The sequence below is a fragment of the Streptomyces sp. NPDC047108 genome (assembly GCF_040643575.1).
Lineage (GTDB): Bacteria > Actinomycetota > Actinomycetes > Streptomycetales > Streptomycetaceae > Streptomyces.
Map to the genome: position 1 here is coordinate 42,741 of NZ_JBEYUP010000024.1, position 17,301 is coordinate 60,041.

16 protein-coding genes are annotated in these 17,301 nt (G+C 71.3%); 12 read left to right on the top strand and 4 right to left on the bottom strand.

Features of this window, described 5'->3' with window-relative positions:
- The first annotated feature begins 258 nt into the window (after positions 1–258).
- From ABZ822_RS29295 to ABZ822_RS29310, 4 genes are all read left to right on the top strand, one after another.
- A complete protein-coding gene (locus ABZ822_RS29295) occupies positions 259–969 on the top strand; it encodes a DUF2993 domain-containing protein (RefSeq protein ID WP_360860804.1) in 711 nt (236 codons plus the stop codon).
- 575 nt (positions 970–1,544) lie between these two features.
- Complete coding sequence (locus ABZ822_RS29300) at positions 1,545–2,384, top strand: sulfurtransferase (RefSeq protein WP_360860806.1); 840 nt, start codon at positions 1,545–1,547, stop codon at positions 2,382–2,384.
- Between the two features lie 46 nt (positions 2,385–2,430).
- A complete protein-coding gene (locus ABZ822_RS29305; protein WP_360860808.1) occupies positions 2,431–2,721 on the top strand; it encodes a DUF1416 domain-containing protein in 291 nt (96 codons plus the stop codon).
- A 218-nt stretch (positions 2,722–2,939) separates the two neighbouring features.
- Positions 2,940–3,197, top strand: a complete 258-nt coding sequence (locus tag ABZ822_RS29310) for a DUF3099 domain-containing protein (protein ID WP_360860810.1) — start codon at positions 2,940–2,942, stop codon at positions 3,195–3,197.
- A 217-nt stretch (positions 3,198–3,414) separates the two neighbouring features.
- Here the strand turns inward: ABZ822_RS29310 and ABZ822_RS29315 are convergent, their stop codons facing one another.
- Entirely contained in the window at positions 3,415–3,777 is a 363-nt protein-coding gene (locus ABZ822_RS29315) for a DsrE family protein (RefSeq protein WP_360860812.1), read from the bottom strand.
- 287 nt (positions 3,778–4,064) lie between these two features.
- Between ABZ822_RS29315 and ABZ822_RS29320 the strand changes: the two genes are divergently transcribed.
- The 3 genes from ABZ822_RS29320 to ABZ822_RS29330 all read left to right on the top strand — a co-directional run bounded on the left by ABZ822_RS29320 (position 4,065) and on the right by ABZ822_RS29330 (position 6,300).
- Positions 4,065–4,628, top strand: a complete 564-nt coding sequence (locus ABZ822_RS29320) for an FABP family protein (protein ID WP_360860814.1) — start codon at positions 4,065–4,067, stop codon at positions 4,626–4,628.
- A 123-nt stretch (positions 4,629–4,751) separates the two neighbouring features.
- Positions 4,752–5,324: a transcriptional repressor gene (locus tag ABZ822_RS29325; RefSeq protein ID WP_360860816.1), complete on the top strand. Its 573-nt coding sequence runs from the start codon at positions 4,752–4,754 to the stop codon at positions 5,322–5,324.
- Between the two features lie 10 nt (positions 5,325–5,334).
- A complete protein-coding gene (locus ABZ822_RS29330) occupies positions 5,335–6,300 on the top strand; it encodes a folate-binding protein (protein WP_360860818.1) in 966 nt (321 codons plus the stop codon).
- Positions 6,301–6,361: 61 nt separating this feature from the next.
- Here the strand turns inward: ABZ822_RS29330 and ABZ822_RS29335 are convergent, their stop codons facing one another.
- The 3 genes from ABZ822_RS29335 to ABZ822_RS29345 all read right to left on the bottom strand — a co-directional run bounded on the left by ABZ822_RS29335 (position 6,362) and on the right by ABZ822_RS29345 (position 10,193).
- Entirely contained in the window at positions 6,362–8,701 is a 2,340-nt protein-coding gene (locus ABZ822_RS29335) for an FtsX-like permease family protein (protein ID WP_360860914.1), read from the bottom strand.
- A gap of 89 nt (positions 8,702–8,790) precedes the next feature.
- On the bottom strand, positions 8,791–9,690 hold the full coding sequence (locus ABZ822_RS29340; protein ID WP_360860820.1) for an ABC transporter ATP-binding protein: 900 nt from the start codon (positions 9,688–9,690) through the stop codon (positions 8,791–8,793).
- On the bottom strand, positions 9,687–10,193 hold the full coding sequence (locus tag ABZ822_RS29345; RefSeq protein WP_360860822.1) for a PadR family transcriptional regulator: 507 nt from the start codon (positions 10,191–10,193) through the stop codon (positions 9,687–9,689). Before ABZ822_RS29345 ends, ABZ822_RS29340 begins: the two co-directional genes overlap by 4 nt.
- Before the next feature lie 203 nt (positions 10,194–10,396).
- On the opposite strand from ABZ822_RS29345, the gene ABZ822_RS29350 reads away from it, so the two are divergent.
- The 5 genes from ABZ822_RS29350 (at position 10,397) to ABZ822_RS29370 (ending at position 17,230) form a co-directional block, all read left to right on the top strand.
- Positions 10,397–11,671 carry an ABC transporter substrate-binding protein gene (locus ABZ822_RS29350; protein ID WP_360860824.1) on the top strand — a complete coding sequence of 425 codons (1,275 nt, stop codon included), beginning with the start codon at positions 10,397–10,399 and terminating at the stop codon, positions 11,669–11,671.
- Between the two features lie 240 nt (positions 11,672–11,911).
- Positions 11,912–13,567, top strand: coding sequence for a glycoside hydrolase family 13 protein (locus ABZ822_RS29355; RefSeq protein WP_360860826.1), 1,656 nt, complete (start codon positions 11,912–11,914; stop codon positions 13,565–13,567).
- A complete protein-coding gene (locus tag ABZ822_RS29360) occupies positions 13,564–14,928 on the top strand; it encodes an extracellular solute-binding protein (RefSeq protein WP_360860828.1) in 1,365 nt (454 codons plus the stop codon). Before ABZ822_RS29355 ends, ABZ822_RS29360 begins: the two co-directional genes overlap by 4 nt.
- Before the next feature lie 11 nt (positions 14,929–14,939).
- Positions 14,940–16,322 (top strand): ABC transporter permease subunit, encoded by a 1,383-nt coding sequence (locus ABZ822_RS29365; protein WP_360860830.1) that lies wholly within the window; start codon positions 14,940–14,942, stop codon positions 16,320–16,322.
- Positions 16,319–17,230, top strand: coding sequence for a carbohydrate ABC transporter permease (locus ABZ822_RS29370; protein WP_360860832.1), 912 nt, complete (start codon positions 16,319–16,321; stop codon positions 17,228–17,230). Before ABZ822_RS29365 ends, ABZ822_RS29370 begins: the two co-directional genes overlap by 4 nt.
- Positions 17,231–17,301: the final 71 nt, after the last annotated feature.

Sequence of the window (17,301 nt, forward strand, 5' to 3'; positions counted from 1 at the left end):
GGACCCGAGCGGCCCCGGCCGTCAGGTCGCCCGTCCGCTCCCGCGCCCTGCCGGACGCCTCCCGCCGTCGCGCTCCGCCCAACACCCTTCCCTCAGAGCCCCCTTGGCCCGACCGCGCCGTACGCCCCCGCTCTGGACGGGAATGTGACACAAACTCGCTCGTTCGGGTGAACCTCCCCTTCCGTTGACCGGGCCGTTAGGCTCGCGGGACAGCGGATCTGAACGGGGACTGGTCCAGAGGGTGGGGAAGACAGCTCAATGCGCGCACTGCGAATACTCCTGATCGTCGCCGTGGTCCTGGGGGGCCTTTTCGTGGCGGCCGACCGCATCGCCGTCGGCCTGGCCGAGGACGAGGCCGCGGAGAAGATCAAGAACACCCAGGGCCTGAGCGGCGACCCCGAGGTCTCGATCAAGGGCTTCCCCTTCCTCACCCAGGTCGCGAGCCAGCACCTCGACGAGGTCGAGGTGACCCTCGACGGCGCCAGGGCCGGCGCGGGCGGGCAGGAGATCCGGGTCGGCAGGATGAGCGCCGAACTGCACGACGTGGAGATCGGCAGCGACTTCTCCTCCGCCACCGCGGAGCGCGCCACCGGCTCGGCCCACATCTCGTACGCGGACCTGTCGAAGGCGTCCCGCGATGGCGTCACGGTCGGCTACGGCGGCCGCGACCAGGCGGGCAAGAGCCAGGTGAAGGTCACCGCGAAGCTGCAGCTCCCGCTCCTCGGGCAGACCTTCCGGCGGAGCGTGGTGAGCACGGTCAGCGTCGTGGACGGCGACACGATCCGGCTGCGCGCCGAGTCGGTCCCGGGCTCCGAGGTACCGGGCCTGGAGAAGGTCGTGCGCGAGCAGATCGACTTCGACCGCAAGCTGATCGGGATGCCGCAGGGGATCGAGCTGGACAAGGTCGTGGCGACCCCCGACGGTGTCGACATCGCGGTCACCGGCAGCCAGGTGCGGCTCGCGGGCTGATGCCGACGGCCGCGCGCCGGCCGGGCTCCCGCAAGCACCTCCCCCGGCCCGCGGCACGGGCCGGACGGTACGGCCGGATGCCGCTCGGCCCGGCGCGCCCGCCGGGGAACCCCCTCCGACCAGGACTCCTCGGGCCGCGTTCCGAGGAGCGAGACACCAGCGTCCGTACCGCAGAAGGCCCCGCGCCCGCCAGACCGCCGCAGGGCGTGGCACTCGGATCCGGTCATCCTCGATCCCGCATTGCGGATATCTGCGTCTCACGATATGACACGCCGGTGACATGCCACCCGCACCCTCCTTACGATCGAGGCATGACTCGACAGGCGGATCTCACGAAGCGGCGGGCAGTCGATCTGTGCCGTGTCGCTGCCATGCTCTGTCGCAGCTTCTGAAGCGGAGTCCCCGACTCCCGCTCTCCGCAGGCCCTTTGGCGGGCCGCTCCCGCTCATCGCAGCGGCGCGCCCTCTCGCGCACCCCGAACCGAAACGGCGCGACCGCACAGCCCGCAACGCTCGCGCAATCCGCCGCCCCCAGCACTTCACCTGGGGGTGCTTCCAGCCCCGGAGGAGAAGAACATGAGCCGCAGTGACGTCCTCGTGGACGCCGACTGGGTCGAGGCCCACCTCGACGACCCGAAGGTGGTCGTCGTGGAGGTCGACGAGGACACCTCGGCCTACGAAAAGAACCACATCCGGAACGCCGTACGCATCGACTGGAAGCAGGACCTCCAAGACCCGGTGCGCCGTGACTTCATCGACCAGGACGGCTTCGAGAAGCTCCTGTCGCAGAAGGGCATCGCCAACGACGACACGGTGATCCTCTACGGCGGCAACAACAACTGGTTCGCCTCCTACGCCTACTGGTACTTCAAGCTCTACGGCCACGACAGCGTCAAGCTCCTCGACGGCGGCCGCAAGAAGTGGGAGCTCGACTCCCGCGACCTGGTCGAGGCCGTCCCCGAGCGTCCGGCCACCGACTACAAGGCCAAGGCCCAGAACACTGCGATCCGCGCCTTCCGCGACGACGTCGTGGCGGCCATCGGCTCGCAGAACCTGGTCGACGTGCGCTCCCCCGACGAGTTCAGCGGCAAGCTGCTCGCGCCGGCGCACCTGCCGCAGGAGCAGTCGCAGCGCCCCGGCCACGTGCCGAGCGCCCGCAACATCCCGTGGTCCAAGAACGCCAACGACGACGGCACCTTCAAGTCGGACGACGAGCTGAAGGAGCTGTACGCCGACGAGAAGGTGGACCTCGCCAAGGACACCATCGCCTACTGCCGGATCGGCGAGCGCTCCGCGCTCACCTGGTTCGTGCTGCACGAGCTGCTCGGCGTGGAGAACGTCAAGAACTACGACGGCTCCTGGACCGAGTACGGCTCCCTGGTCGGCGTGCCGATCGAGCTCGGCGCCGCCAAGTGACCCCTGGCCTACGGCCGACCCCTCTCACGGAAGAAGAAGGACGCACATGTGTGGAGCAACAGCCGGCGGCCCGGACCTGGCAGGTGTTGACGTGGCCAAGGAAACGATCATCCAGGGTTCGGTGACCCGCGACGGCGAGCCCGTCTCGGGCTACGTCCGCCTCCTCGACGGCGGCGGCGAGTTCACCGCCGAGGTCCCGACCTCGGCGACCGGCCAGTTCCGGTTCTTCGCCGCCCCCGGCACCTGGACGCTCCGCGCCCTCGTGCCGGGCGGGACGGTCGACCGTACGGTCGTCGCCCAGCAGGGCGCCGCGGCCGACGTCGCCATCGCCGTCTGACGGCACCCCGCGGCCGGAACGGCGGGCGTCGGCGCGACGCCCGCCCCGCCCCGGCCCACCGGGCGGGAGGGCCGCATCCCAGGGTTGGACGCTCTGCGGGATGCGGCCCTCCGCCGTGTCCGGACCCGTTCCGGCCGCGTCCGGACCGGTGTCCGAAACGTCTTCACGAGCCCGTCCGGAGCCGCCGCGGGGACCCGTTCCGGTCGTACGCTGAAGGCATGTACGCGGTGCGACGACGGCGCTACTTCGTCCTCATGGGGCTCTGCGTGGGGCTCTTCGTGCTGGCCTGGGGCGTCGTACGGCTGTGGTCGGTGCCCGCCGCCGTCGCGATGTGCGTCGTCGCGATGGTCATCCCTCCGGTCGCCGCGATCGTCGCGAACCGCCGCGGGCCCGACGACCGCTGGTGGGACGACCCCTCGGGGGATCCGCAGTCCGACCGGTGGTGGGACGAGCTCGACGGCAAGAACCGGCGCTAGGGCGTGTCTTCTGGATCAGTTCGGATCAGCCCGCGGCGTATGGTGCGGTGCATCGCAAGGCGGAGGAGCGTCCTCGTAGTGGGCCTACTCGGATGCTCCGACAACGCGGCGAGGTGCCGTGCCAGGCGTCGCGGGCCCGAGCTGATCCAGAAGACACGGCCTAGGCCGGAAAGACACGCCATAGGCGTACCTGCCGGCAGCCGGTCACCGCGGACCGTCAGTAGACGAGCGCCTGCGTCTCGTCCGCCACGGCCTCGCTCACGAAGACCTGGGCCCCCGCGATCCGGACCCCGTCGATCACGTCCTTCTCCGTGATGTCCCGGCGGGCCGCGCACTGCGTGCACAGGGTGACCCGGCCGGCCGCGAGCACCGCATCCAGCAGCTCGGGCAGCGGAGCCGCGTGCGGCAGGTCGAACTCGCCCGCCTTGCCCGGCAGGGCGAACCACGCGGACTCGCCGGTCAGCCAGAGCGAGACCTCGACACCGCTGGCCACGGCGACCGCCGCCACCGTGAACGCCTGCGAGCACCGCTCCGGCGCATCCGCACCGGCCGTCACCTTGATCACGAGCTTCTTCGCCATGCGGCAACTCTAGAGCCGCGCCGGGCGGCCGAGAGGGCGGGACCGCGGCGGGCCAGGGGGTCGGCGCGGGCGCCGTCCGGCGCCGACTAGAATCGACGGAGGATTTACGAACCCGTACCCCCGCCGATCCGCCGAGGAGCGCGCTCGTGCTTGATGCATTCTTCACCGCCATGCTGGTCCTCGTCGCCGTCGGCGTGGTCGCGTTCGCGGGGCTGACCGTGAAGAAGCTCTTCCAGGGCCAGCGCTGACCGCCGACGTCACACCCCTCCCACAGATCGCCTGAGTTCATGATCGAGATCCCGTCCGACCTCCACCCGGACCTCGTCCCCCTCGCCTTCCTCCTCGGCCGCTGGGAAGGCGCCGGTGTCTTCGACTTCCCCGGTGACGAGAAGTGCAACTTCGGCCAGGAAGTGATCTTCGGCCACGACGGCCGGGACTTCCTCGAGTACGTCTCGCACACCTGGGTGCTCGACAGCGACGGCAAGAAGGTCCGTCCGCTGGAGTCCGAGACGGGCTACTGGCGGATCGACAAGGACCGCAAGGTCGAGGTCGTCATGGCCCGCGACCAGGGTGTCGTCGAGGTCTGGTACGGCGAGCTGGCCGACCAGAAGCCGCAGATCGACCTGGCCACCGACGCCGTGGCGCGTACCGGGGCCTCCGGCCCGTACTCCGGCGGCAAGCGGCTCTACGGGTACGTGAACAGCGATCTGATGTGGGTCGGCGAGAAGGCCACCCCGGAGGTCGAGCTGCGTCCGTACATGTCGGCCCAGCTCAAGAAGGTCGTCGACCCGAGCGAGTGGGCCAAGGACCTCGGGGACCTGCCGGACGACGGCATCGCCTTCTTCAAGTAGGCGCCCGCTTCGTCCGGCAGACGAACGCTCCTCCAGGAGGCGCCCACCCCTCCGGCGCCCGCACACCCCGCCGCGGGCGGGCGGCCCCGGCCGTGACCGCCGGTCTCCTCCTACACTGACCCTGTGGTGACCACCGACTGGCAGAGCGATCTACGAAAGCGCGGGTACCGGCTGACGCCGCAGCGCCAGCTCGTGCTGGAGGCCGTGGACGAGCTGGAGCACGCGACTCCCGACGACATCCTCACCGAGGTGCGGCGCACCGCGGGCGGCGTCAACATCTCCACGGTCTACCGGACGCTGGAGCTGCTGGAGGAGCTCGGGCTGGTCAGCCATGCCCACCTGGGGCACGGCGCGCCCACGTACCACCTGGCGGACCGGCACCACCATCTGCATCTGGTGTGCCGGGACTGCTCGGACGTGATCGAGGCCGACGTGTCCGTGGCCGAGGACTTCACGCGGGAGCTGCGCGCGACCTTCGGGTTCGACACCGATCTCAAGCACTTCGCGATCTTCGGCCGGTGCCGGAACTGCACGGCCGCGGCGGCCGAGGCGGCGGCCGGAGGAGCCGCGGGGACGGAAGCGGCGGGCACGGGCGGGCCCACGAGGGCGCGTACGGGAGCACCTACCGGGGAGCACGGCGGGCCGGTGGCCGGACGGGGGAAAGGGCGCCCTGGCGGACCGCGGACCGGACCGTAGGCTAAGAGCCATGAAGAGCCCCCTGCTGTCGCTGCCCGGCGCCGTCCCCGCCGAGGCCCCCGACGAAGGCGTCGCCGCTCACTACGGCGATCTGTTCCGTGAGCAGCGCGCGCTCGCCGACGGCACCGGCTTCGTGGACCTCTCGCACCGCGGTGTGGTCACGATCACCGGTGCGGAGCGGCTGAGCTGGCTGCATCTGCTCCTCACCCAGCACGTCAGCGAACTGCCGCCGGGCCGCGCCACCGAGGCCCTGGTGCTCTCCGCGCACGGCCACATAGAGCACGCGCTCTATCTGGTGGACGACGGCGAGACGACCTGGGCCCATGTCGAGCCGGGCAGCCAGGACGATCTCATCGCCTATCTGGAGAGCATGAAGTTCTTCTACCGGGTCGAGGTGAAGGACGCGACCGGCGACTACGCGGTCGTGCACCTGCCCGCGGGCTCCATCACCGAGACGCCGGAGGGCGTCGCCGTACGGGAGACCGCGCACGGCAGGGATCTCTTCCTGCCGCGCTCCGACCTGGAGTCCTTCGCGGAGGCGCACGGCCCGGCCATCGGCGTCATGGCCCTGGAGGCCCTCCGCGTGGAGGCGCACCGGCCGCGGTTCGGGCTGGAGACCGACCACCGGACGATCCCGCACGAGCTGGGCTGGCTGGAGTCGGCGGTCCATCTGGAGAAGGGCTGCTACCGCGGTCAGGAGACCGTGGCGCGCGTCCACAACCTGGGGAAACCGCCGCGGCGCCTGGTCTTCCTGCACCTGGACGGCAGCGAGGTGAAGCTGCCGGGCCACGGGGCGCCGGTCCGCCTGGCCGCGGACGGTGAGGAGGGGCGGCAGCTCGGCTTCGTCACGACATCGGCGCGCCACCACGAACTCGGGCCGATCGCACTGGCGTTGGTGAAGCGGAACGTCCCCACGGACGCGGCGCTGATCGCCGACGCGACGGCCGCGGCCCAGGAAGTCGTCGTCGAGCCGTAGACCCGTACTGCCGTACCGCCGACGGGACTTCGACGTACCGCCGTCCCGTCCCGCCCCTTCGTCAGAGCGTGTCGCTCAGCGTGTCCGCCAGTCGCTGGCGGACCGCGCGCGACGCCGGGAGCACCGACACCGCCACAGCCCCCGCCACGGCCGCCGCCACCAGGAGCAACAGCGCGGCGAGCGGGGGCTGTTGGGCTATCCCGGCCCCGATGCCGCTGGAGCTGCCCTGCAGGTCGATGAGCCAGCCCGCGGCCAGCACACCGGTCGCGGTCCCGGCCACGGCCGCCGCCAGTGCGGTGAACCCCGTCCCGGCCACGATCACCGCCATGATCTGGCGCGGCGTCAGACCGATGGCCTTGAGGGCGAGGAGATCGCGTCGCCGGTCCCGTACGCCCGCGCCGATCGTCGTGGTCAGCTCGGCGAGCCCGATCAGCGCGAGGACGGTCACGAGCCCGGCCAGCACCCCGCGTACGGCCGACAACTCGTCCGCGGGGTTGGGGATTTCGCGGACGTCGAGCCGCCCGCCCTGCGCCGCGGACAGCTTCTCGCCGACCGCACCCGGGTCGGCGCCCTCGGCGAGCGCGAGGTGGTAGAAGCCGGGCCGCAAGGTGGGGTCCCGTTCCTTCAGGGTGTCGACGGACGTGGAGATCACCCGGCCGCTGTCCTCAGGCTCGATGCTGCGCCCGACGATGTGCAGCACCTGCGGGCTGCCCTCGACCGTCATACGCACCCAGTCGCCGACCTCCACATCGAGCAGATCCAGCAGCCCCTGCCCCGCCACCGCCTCGTCGGGCCCGTCCGCGGCCCGCCCCTCGGCGATGGTGAACGGGTACGGGTCCTGCGCCGTGCCCAGGCCGCGCAGGGTGATCGTGCCGGTCTGGCCGGGAACCAGCGCCTCGACCTCCGCGCCCGGGTAGGCCGCGGTCACCTCCGGGCGGCCCTTCAGCATCCGCTGCACCGAGCCGTCGTCCACGCTGTCGCCGCGCACGCTGAGCGGGGCCGGGATGCCGACGCTCTCCGGCTGGTTCTCGAAACGGTCCAGCGTCGTCCAGGTGCCGAGGACGACGGTGATCAGCAGCAGGGGTACGGCCAGCCTGACCACCGCCGCGAAGGAGCGCGCCCGCGAGTTGAAGGCACCCCGCCAGCCCAGGACCAGGGCGGGCGGCAGGCGGAGCCCGAGGGCGCGCCGTACGGTCCCGGTCATGCGCCGTACCGCGGGGACGGCGGCGTGCGCCACGGGAACCGGCGGGACGCGGCCCGCACGCCAGGCCGCCAGGCCCGTCGTCCCCGTGATCAGGAGCAGCGCCCCGAGGGGGATCACCAGCGGGATCCAGGTGTGCGCGGGCAGCGCCTGCCACAGCCGCATCGCCTCGCCGACGCGGCCCGGCATGTGCGGGCCGAGCGTCTCGGTGAGGACCGCGCCGAGGGCCACGCCGAGGACGGCGAGGGCGGCGTGCTCGACGAGGAAGGTGCGGACGAGCTGGGCGGGGGTGAATCCGATGGCCTTGAGGATGGAGATGTCCCGCAGGTGGCCGCGAATGCGCGTACTGATCGCCCCGGCCACGGCGAGCGCGGCGGCCAGCAGGGCCCCGAGCCCGAACAGGCCGAGCAGCAGCCCGAGGAGGCGGTCGCCGCCCTCGGCGTCGGCCCGTGCGCCCTGCCAGGTGGAGACCTTGGCGACCTGGTCGGCGCCGACCTCGGTGACCGCCCGCTGGACGGCGAAGTCCGTGTCGTCGGGGTCGGCGAGGCGCAGCCCGGTCGTCTGGCCCCGGCGGTCGGCGTCGGGCTCGACCTGGTGCAGCGTCGAGGGGGGCACCCAGGCGATGCCGGGGGTCTCGCCGGGGCTGTAGCGGGCCTCCGCGGTGTCCGCGACGCCCGTGACGCGCAGGGTGTGGACCTGGCCGCCGGTGTCGCGGACGGTCAGCTTGTCGCCCGGCTCGGCCCACAGGGCGCGGGCGAGCGTGGACTCCAGCACGATCCCGTTCCCGCCGCGTTCGTCGCCCGCGTCGAGCCAGCGGCCGGATTCGACGAGCGGACGGGCGATCTCGGGCGGCTGGGACTCGGCGGCGCGGAGCTGCACGGTGGCCCGGGTGCCGCCGAGTTCCGCGGTGGCCCCGGCCGTGCCGAACGGTCCGGAGACCGCCTCGACGCCGTCGAGTTCGGCCAGGGCACCGGCGTCGGTCGCGCCCTTGGTCTGCAGCCAGACATGGGCGCCGGTGGACTGGGTGAACACCCGCTGCCAGGGGTTGGCCGCGTACGCGAGGAAGGCGCCGGCGAGCAGCAGCGAGATGATGATCCCGGCCGTGGCCAGGACGAGGAAGAGCGCTTCGCCGCGGTGCGCGCGGAGATCGGCGCGCACCCAGCGCGCCGTGGCCCGCGCCCCGGCCCGCGGTTCGGTCACGCGCAGGACGAGCCGGTGCAGGGCGGCGCGTAGGCCCGCCCTGCGCGGGGCGGCGCCGCGTGGGCGGCGCACCGTGGCCCGCATCCTTCTCAGCCCTTCAGCTCGAGCATGCCGGAGACGCCGCCTTGGCGCCGCTTCCCGGACGGGCCTTGGCCCGTCGAGTCGCCGAGCGTCGCGTCGTCGGCGATCCGTCCGTCGAAGAGGCTGATCACCCGGTCCGCGGCGCTGGCCATACGGGCGTCATGGGTGACGAGCACGATGGTCTGGCCGCGCTGGTGGTAGCGGGTCAGCAGACGCAGCACCTCGCGGGTGCCCTTGCTGTCCAGGCTGCCCGCGGGCTCGTCGGCCAGCAGCAGCCCGGGGTGGTTGACCAGCGCGCGGGCGAGCGCGACGCGCTGCTGCTCGCCACCGGACAGCTCGGCGGGTGTGGAGTTCTCCTTGCCCTCAAGGCCGAGCTCGCCCAGCAGCTCGGTGCGGCTCTCGCGGGCCTGGCGCGGGGAGCTTCCGGCGAGCAGGGCGGGCAGGTCGACGTTGTCGGCGACGGTGAGGTGCGAGACGAGGTTGAAGAACTGGAAGACGATGCCGATACGGCGGCGGCGCAGGAGCGCCCAGCGCGCCTCGCTGTAGGTGTCGACCCGTTCGCCCTCGAGCCAGATGCGCCCGCTGTCGGGGCGGTGCAGACCGCCGAGCAGGTGGAGGAGGGTGGACTTCCCGGCACCCGAGGGGCCGGTGACGGCGACGAACTCGCCGCGCTCGACGCACAGGTCCACGCCTCGTACGGCCTTGACCGGGGCGCCCTCGGGCCGGTGCGTCTTGACCAGGCCCTCGGCGCGTATGACGGCGTCGGCCGCGGCGGTGCCCGTCCCGGCGTCCACGGCAGCGGCGGCCCCGGTGTCCGCGGCAGCGGTGTCCCCGGCGTCCGCAGCGGCGGTGGCGTCGGTGGTCCCGCCGTCACCGGCGGGCGTGGTGTCGCGTGGCTCGCGGCTCATTCCAGCTCCTCCTGACAGCGCTCCAGCCAGTCGAGGTCCGCCTGCAGATGGAGCATGGCGCCCTCGATGAGCAACTGGGAGACCGGGTTGTCCCGGTCCTCGGCCGCGGCCAGTTTCGACAGATCACGCATGGTGTTCAGGTAGTGGCGGCGCTGTTTGTTGATCAGGGCGATCGGGTCGGCCATCCCCGTGTCCGGAGCGATGGCGAGCTTCATGAAGAACTCGTCCCGCACCCGGGGCTCGTCGGTCGGCTCCTCGAACCAGGCGGCCACCGCCTCACGTCCCGCGTCGGTGAGCTGGTAGGTGCGCTTGTTCGGCCGGCTCGACTGGGCGACCTCCTCGCCCTCGATCAGCCCGGCCTTCTCGAGCCTGCCGAGGGTGACGTAGATCTGCCCGACGTTCGGCTGAGGGTACGCGGCGCCCAGAAGCTTCTCAAGGGCCGTCTTGAGCTCGTACCCATGGGCCGGGCCCTGGGCGAGAAGTGCCAGGAGGGGCAGACGCACGCTTGCCCTCCCTCCTCCCCGGTGCCATGCACTGTTACCTGCTCGTTAGGTGACGATACGGGCGGCTGAGCAGGGCCGTCACGGGCTGTGAGCCGCGTCGCCCTGGTATATGTCCGCGACGTCTAGTATCGCGCATGCCTAACAGGTATACAGGGGCGCGGAGGACGCAAGGCGGGCCGGCACCATGTGCCAAGGAGGAACCTATGCGGTGGAGGCACGCCGCGGGTAGAGGGCTCCTGGTGGCGGCGCTGATACTCGCGGGGTACGCGGGCACGGGCGCGACGGCGGGTGAACCGGCCGACGGCGACGGCCGGGGCCCCATGACCCTGGTGACCGGCCGGGACACGACCAGCTATCTGAGCGGTGTCCTCACCGACTGGAACCGCACCCACCCCGCCGAGAAGGTCACCCTCGTCGAGCTGCCCGAGGCCGCGGACGAGGTCCGCGCCCAGATGACCACCAGCCTGCGCTCCGGCAGCGACCGCTTCGACGTCCTGAACATCGACGTCGCCTGGACATCGGAGTTCGCGGCCGCCGGGTGGATCGCGCCGCTGGAGGCCGACCGCTTCCCGCTGAAGCACTTCCTGCCGCCCGTCGTGGACACCGCCACGTTCGGCGGCCGGCTGCACGCCCTGCCGTACGTCACCAACGCGGGCCTCCTCTACTACCGCAAGGACATCCTCGGCAAGGAGGGCGCGAAGCCGCCGCGCACCTGGGCCGAGCTGACCCGGCTGGCCCGGACGGTGGCGCCGAAGTACGGGCTGGAGGGCTACGCGGGGCAGTTCCTGCCGTACGAGGGGCTGACCGTGAACGCGACCGAGGCCGTGCAGTCGGCGGGCGGCTCCGTCCTCGCGGACGAGGGCGCCCGGGTGACGGTGGACTCCGACGCCGCGCGCAAGGGCCTGGCCTTCCTGGCGGACGGCGTACGCGACGGGTGGATCCCCAAGGAAGCGCTCACGTACAAGGAGGAGGAGTCCCGCCGGGCCTTCCAGGACGGGAAGCTGCTCTTCATGCGCAACTGGCCGTACGCCCACCGGCTGGCCGGGGCCGCGGACTCGAAGGTCGCGGGGAAGTTCGGCGTCGTGCCGCTGCCGGGTCCCGACGGCACGGCCGCGGGCGTCCTGGGCGGCTCGAACCTCGCCGTCAACGCCAACTCCCGGCACAAGGAGTCGGCGGCCGACCTGCTGGCGTTCCTCTCCAGCGAGAAGGTCCAGCGCAGGGTGCTCACCGAGGGCGCGCTGCCGCCGGTGTGGGCCGATGTGTACACGGATCCGGATCTGGTGCGCCGCTATCCGTATCTGCCGACGCTGAAGAAGAGCGTGCTCGCCGCGAAGCCGCGCCCCAAGAGCCCGCGGTACGAGCAGGTGAACCTCGCCGTCCAGGCCGTGGCGGCCGACGCGATGGCACAGCGGGAGACGCCGGGGCGGGCCGTGTCCCGGCTGGCGCGGGAGCTCGAGGCGATCGTGCGCCGGGGCTGAGCCCTGCGCGCCGTGCTGAGCACCCTGCAGCTCGCACCATCTGAGTAACTACTTACCTGTTAGGTACAGGCGCTCCCTCACTATTCTCTCCTCAACCCGGACAAGTTCCCCCGGGATGCTCCTCATTTTGCCGCAGACTCATTGACACCTGTTGGAAACGGCTACTTAACATGCATGCATAACGCGCCGGGGCGGAGTGGATCGCGGGGCGCGTCGAGCCAGACAGACAGGTCAACGGGAATGCACATAGCCACGGCCGCCGACACCCAGCACTGGTGGCGGGATGCGGTGATCTACCAGGTCTACGTCCGGAGCTTCCTCGACAGCACCGGCGACGGCATCGGCGATCTCGCCGGGGTCCGGGCCGGGCTGCCCTACCTGAGAAAGCTGGGCGTGGACGGCATCTGGCTCAGCCCGTTCTACCCCTCGCCGCACCACGACCACGGCTACGACGTCGCCGACTACCGCGGCGTGGACCCGGTCTTCGGCGACCTGCGGGAGTTCGACCACCTCGTGGCCGACGCCCAGCGGCTCGGGCTCAAGGTCCTCATCGACATCGTCCCCAACCACTGCTCCAGCGAGCACGCCTGGTTCCGCGCCGCCCTCGCGGACGGCCCGGGCAGCGAGGCCCGCAAGCGGTTCCACTTCGCCGAAGGGCGCGGCGAGAACGGCGAACTGCCCCCCAACAACTGGCACGCCATGTTCGGCGGCTCGGCCTGGTCGCGGGTCACCGAGCCGGACGGCGAACCCGGCCAGTGGTACCTGCACCTGTTCACCCCGGAGCAGCCGGACCTCAACTGGCGCGACCCGTCGGTCGCCGCGTCCTTCGACGAGATCCTCCGCTTCTGGCTGGACCGCGGGGTCGACGGTTTCCGCATCGACGTGGCGGCCGGGCTGTTCAAGAACGCCGAACTGCCCGACTCCCCCGACCCGATGGCCGACGAGCGCTCCCGCGACTCCGTCAACCCGCTGGCCTGGAACCAGCCCGAGGTGCACGACGTGTGGCGCCAGTGGCGGGCGGTGTGCGAGGAGTACACCGCCGCCGACGGCCTCGACCGGCTGCTCGTCGGCGAGGTGTCGGTGCCCACGGCCCGCGAGCACGCGAAGTACGTCCGCCCGGACGAGCTCCACCAGGCGTTCTTCTTCGACCTGTTGAGCGCCGACTGGGACCACGACGCGTTCCGCAAGACGATCTCCGAGGCGCTCACCGACATCGCCGGGACCGGCTCCACCGTCACCTGGGTCCTCAACAACCACGACCAGGTCAGGACCGTCACCCGCTACGCCGGGGAGACGACCACCGTCGGCCCCTCCCGCGCCCGCGCCGCCGCCCTGCTCATGCTGGCCCTGCCCGGCGCCGCGTACGTCTACCAGGGCGAGGAGCTCGGGCTGCCCGAGGTCGTCGACCTTCCGGACGACGTGCTCACCGACCCGATCTTCCGGAGGACCGGCAGCCGGCTGCGCGTCCGCGACGGCTGCCGCGTGCCGCTGCCCTGGTCCGGCCAGGCCTCGCCGTTCGGCTTCACCGCCGGCGGCGACGGTGCGGCGCGGCCGTGGCTGCCGCAGCCCGAGTGGTTCGCCGAGCACGCCACCGACCGCGCCCTGTCCGACACCCGCTCCTTCTGGCACCTCTACCGCGACGGGCTCGCGCTGCGGCGCAACCTGCCCCAGCTCGGCGAAGGCCCGCTGCGCTGGCTGGAGACGGAGCCCGGGGTCCTCGCCTTCGAGCGTGGCGACGGCCTGGTCTGCGCGGTCAACTTCGGCCTCGAATCCGTACCGGCGCCCGTAGCCGGGACTCCGCTGCTCGCGAGCGGCGACTGCCCTCCGGGAATCCTCCCCGGCTCCACCGCTGCCTGGTGGATCAGCGATCTCTCCACGAAGGGAACCAGTTCATGAGTCACCCGATGAAGCGCACCACCAGAGGCGACCAGCGGCGCCGTCGTGCCGCCGCGACCGGGGCCGTGGCCCTCGGCCTCGCCCTCACCGCGACGGCGTGCGGCGGCAGCGGCTCGTCGGGCGACGGCAAGCAGGAGCTCAAGGGCAAGTCCGTGACGGTCGCGGGCGTGTGGACCGGCGTCGAGCAGAAGAACTTCAAGAAGGTGCTCCAGGCCTTCGAGGACGAGACCGGCGCCGAGACCAACTTCATCTCCACCGGCGACAACGTCTCCACCGTCATCGGCAGCAAGATCGAGGGCGGCAACGCGCCCGACGTCGTCATGGTGCCGCAGCCCGGTGTGCTCAAGCAGTTCGCCGACAAGAACTGGCTCCAGCCGCTGTCCGCCACGGTCTACGAGAAGGCCGGCATCAACTTCGCGCCGGTGTGGCGGGACTACGGCACCATCAACGGCAAGTACTACGGCCTCTACTTCAAGGCCTCGCACAAGTCGACGGTCTGGTACAGCCCGGACGCCTTCGCGCAGGCGGGAGTTCAGCCGCCGAAGACCTTCGACGAGATGCTGAAGACCGGCAAGACCCTGGCCGACTCGGGCCTGCCCGCCTTCTCCGTCGCGGGCGAGGACGGCTGGACGCTCACCGACTGGTTCGAGAACGTCTACCTCTCCCAGGAGGGCCCGAAGAAGTACGACCAGCTCGCCGAGCACAAGATCAAGTGGACCGACCCGTCCGTGGTGAAGGCCCTGACCACGCTCGGCAAGCTGTTCAAGGACAAGAACCTGGTCGCCGGCGGCAACTCCGAGGCGCTGCGCACCGACTTCCCCGAGTCCGTCGAGAACGTCTTCGGCACCGAGCCGAAGGCGGGCATGGTCTACGAGGGCGACTTCGTGGGCGGCATCGTCTCCGGCGAGTTCAAGAAGAAGGTCGGCAAGGACGCCAAGTTCTTCGGCTTCCCCGCCGTCAAGGGCGGCAAGACGCCGGTCGTCGGCGGCGGTGACGCCGCGACGGTCCTCAAGGCCGGCAAGAACCGCGAAGCGGCCATGAAGCTGGTCGAGTTCATGGCCACCCCGGAGGCGGCGAAGATCTGGGCCGAGGCCGGCGGCTTCATCTCCCCCAACGAGAAGCTGGACACGGGCGCCTACCAGGACAAGACCAGCCGCACGACCGCCGAGTCGATCGTCAAGGCCGGCAACTCCGTCCGGTTCGACCTGTCCGACCAGACCCCCGCGGCCTTCGGCGGCACCCAGGGCAAGGGGATGTGGAAGGCCCTCCAGGACTTCCTGCGCGACCCGTCCGACCCGGCCGCCGCGGCCGAGAAGCTCGAGGCCGAAGCCGCGAAGGCGTACAAGGACACCCAGAACTGAGGGCCTTACCCATGTCTGCCACTTCTGTGAAGGGCGCCGCTCCGCCCGACACCTCCACGACGGCGCCGTCCCGTAAGGGGGGCGGCGCCCCCACCCCCCGCCAGCGGGCGGCCCGGCGGCGCAAGCTCGTCGCCCTGGTCTTCCTTCTGCCGGCGCTGCTCCTGCTCGGCGCGCTGGTCGCGTACCCGATCCTGTTCACGGTCGGCCGCAGCTTCTTCGACGCCTCGGGCACGGAGTTCGTCGGCGCGGAGAACTACGCGGAGATGTTCCGCGACCCGGCGACGATGAGCGCCGTCCGCAACAGCGCGATCTGGGTCGTGGTGGCCCCCGCCCTGCTGACCGGCGTCGGCCTGGTCCTCGCGGTGCTCACCGAGAAGATCCGCTGGGCCACCGCGTTCAAGCTGGTGCTGTTCATGCCGATGGCGATCTCGTTCCTCGCCGCCGGCATCATCTTCCGCGTCGTCTACGAGCACGACCCCGAGAAGGGTGTGCTCAACGCGGCCGCGGTCGGCATCCACGACGCCTTCGACAAGAGCCAGGGCTACCCCTCCGCCCACCCGAAGGACAACTCCGTTCTCGACAAGGGCAAGGACGGCTCGTACACCACGAAGGACAAGGCGTCCCCGGGCAACACCGTCGACCTCGGTCTGGTCGGCGTGCCGCCCAAGGAGCTGCCGAAGCAGGCGAAGCCGGCGCGCGCGGCCGCGTCGGCGGCCGACGGCGAGCTGCGGGGCGTGGTCTGGTTCGACTTCACGTTCGGCGGTGGCGGCAAGCCCGGCAAGGTCGACCCGAAGGAGAAGGGCCTGCCGAACATGACCGTCGAAGCCGTCCAGGACGGCAAGGTCGTGGACAAGGCGACCACGGCGGCCGACGGTTCGTACCGCATCACCGGTCTGAAGGCGGGCGACTACTCCCTACGGCTCCCCGCGGCGAACTTCGCCGAACCGTACGGGGGTGTGGAATGGCTCGGCCCCGCCCTCATCACGCCCGCGATCATCGGTGCCTACCTGTGGATCTGGACCGGCTTCTCGATGGTGCTCATCGGCGCGGGCCTCGCGGCCATGCCCCGTGACGTCCTGGAGGCGGCGCGGATCGACGGGGCGAACGAGTGGCAGATCTTCCGCCGGATCACGGTGCCCCTGCTCTCACCCGTGCTCGGCGTGGTCTTCGTGACCCTGGTGATCAATGTGATGAAGGTCTTCGACCTCGTCTACATCATCGCCCCGGGCCCCGTGAAACAGGACGCCAACGTCCTGGCCCTCCAGATGTGGCAGGTCTCCTTCGGCGGCGGCAACAACCAGGGCCTCGGCAGCGCGCTCGCCGTACTCCTGCTGGTCCTGGTGGTCCCGGCCATGATCCTCAACATCCGACGTTTCCGCAGGAGCCAGTCATGACCGTCGACGCCCCTCCCCGGACGACCTCACGGCGTCACGCCGGGCCGGCGGCGCCGAAGCGCCGCCCCGCCACCTGGCTGGCCCAGCGTGCCGGCCGCGGCCTGGTGCAGGTCGGCCTGGCTCTGGTCGCACTCGTCTGGCTCACCCCGGCCGCCGGCCTGTTCATCTCCTCGCTGCGCCCGGACACGGACAACGCCACCAGCGGCTGGTGGACGGCGCTCACCGGCGCCGGAAGCCTGTCGTTCGAGAGCTACTCGACCCTGCTCGAGGACTCCGGCATCGTCAGCGCCTTCTGGAACACGGTGGCGATATCGGTACCGGCCACCATCACGGTGGTGGTCGTCGCGGCCCTGGCCGGATACGCCTTCGCCTGGCTGGAGTTCCCCGGACGCGACTGGATCTTCCTGATCGTGGTGGGCATGCTCGTGGTGCCCGTCCAGGTCGGTCTGCTGCCGGTGGCCAAGATGTTCGGCGCCGTCGGCCTCTTCGGCACCATCCCCGGCGTGGTCCTCTTCCACGTCGCGTACGGTCTGCCGTTCGCCGTCTTCCTGCTCCGCAACTACTTCGCGGAGATCCCCCGGGAGATGCTGGAGGCCGCGCGGATGGACGGCGGAAGCGAGTGGCGGATCTTCATCCAGCTGGTCCTCCCGCTCGGCCGGCCGGCCATCGCCTCCCTCGCCATCTTCCAGTTCCTGTGGGTCTGGAACGACATGCTGGTGGCGATGATCTTCGCCGACAGCGGTTCGCAGCCGCTGACGGTGGCCCTGCAGTCCGAGATGCGCCAGTTCAGCAGCAACATCGGTGTGCTGGCGCCCGGTGCCTTCCTGTCCCTGATCGTGCCCGTGGTGGTGTTCTTCGCCTTCCAGCGGCACTTCGTCCAGGGCGTCATGGCGGGCTCGGTGAAGTAGAGCCGTACGGAGTGACACGGATGCGGATCTCCGCGGGAGCCCGGCGCCCCGCGGCGATCCGCTCTCCGGGT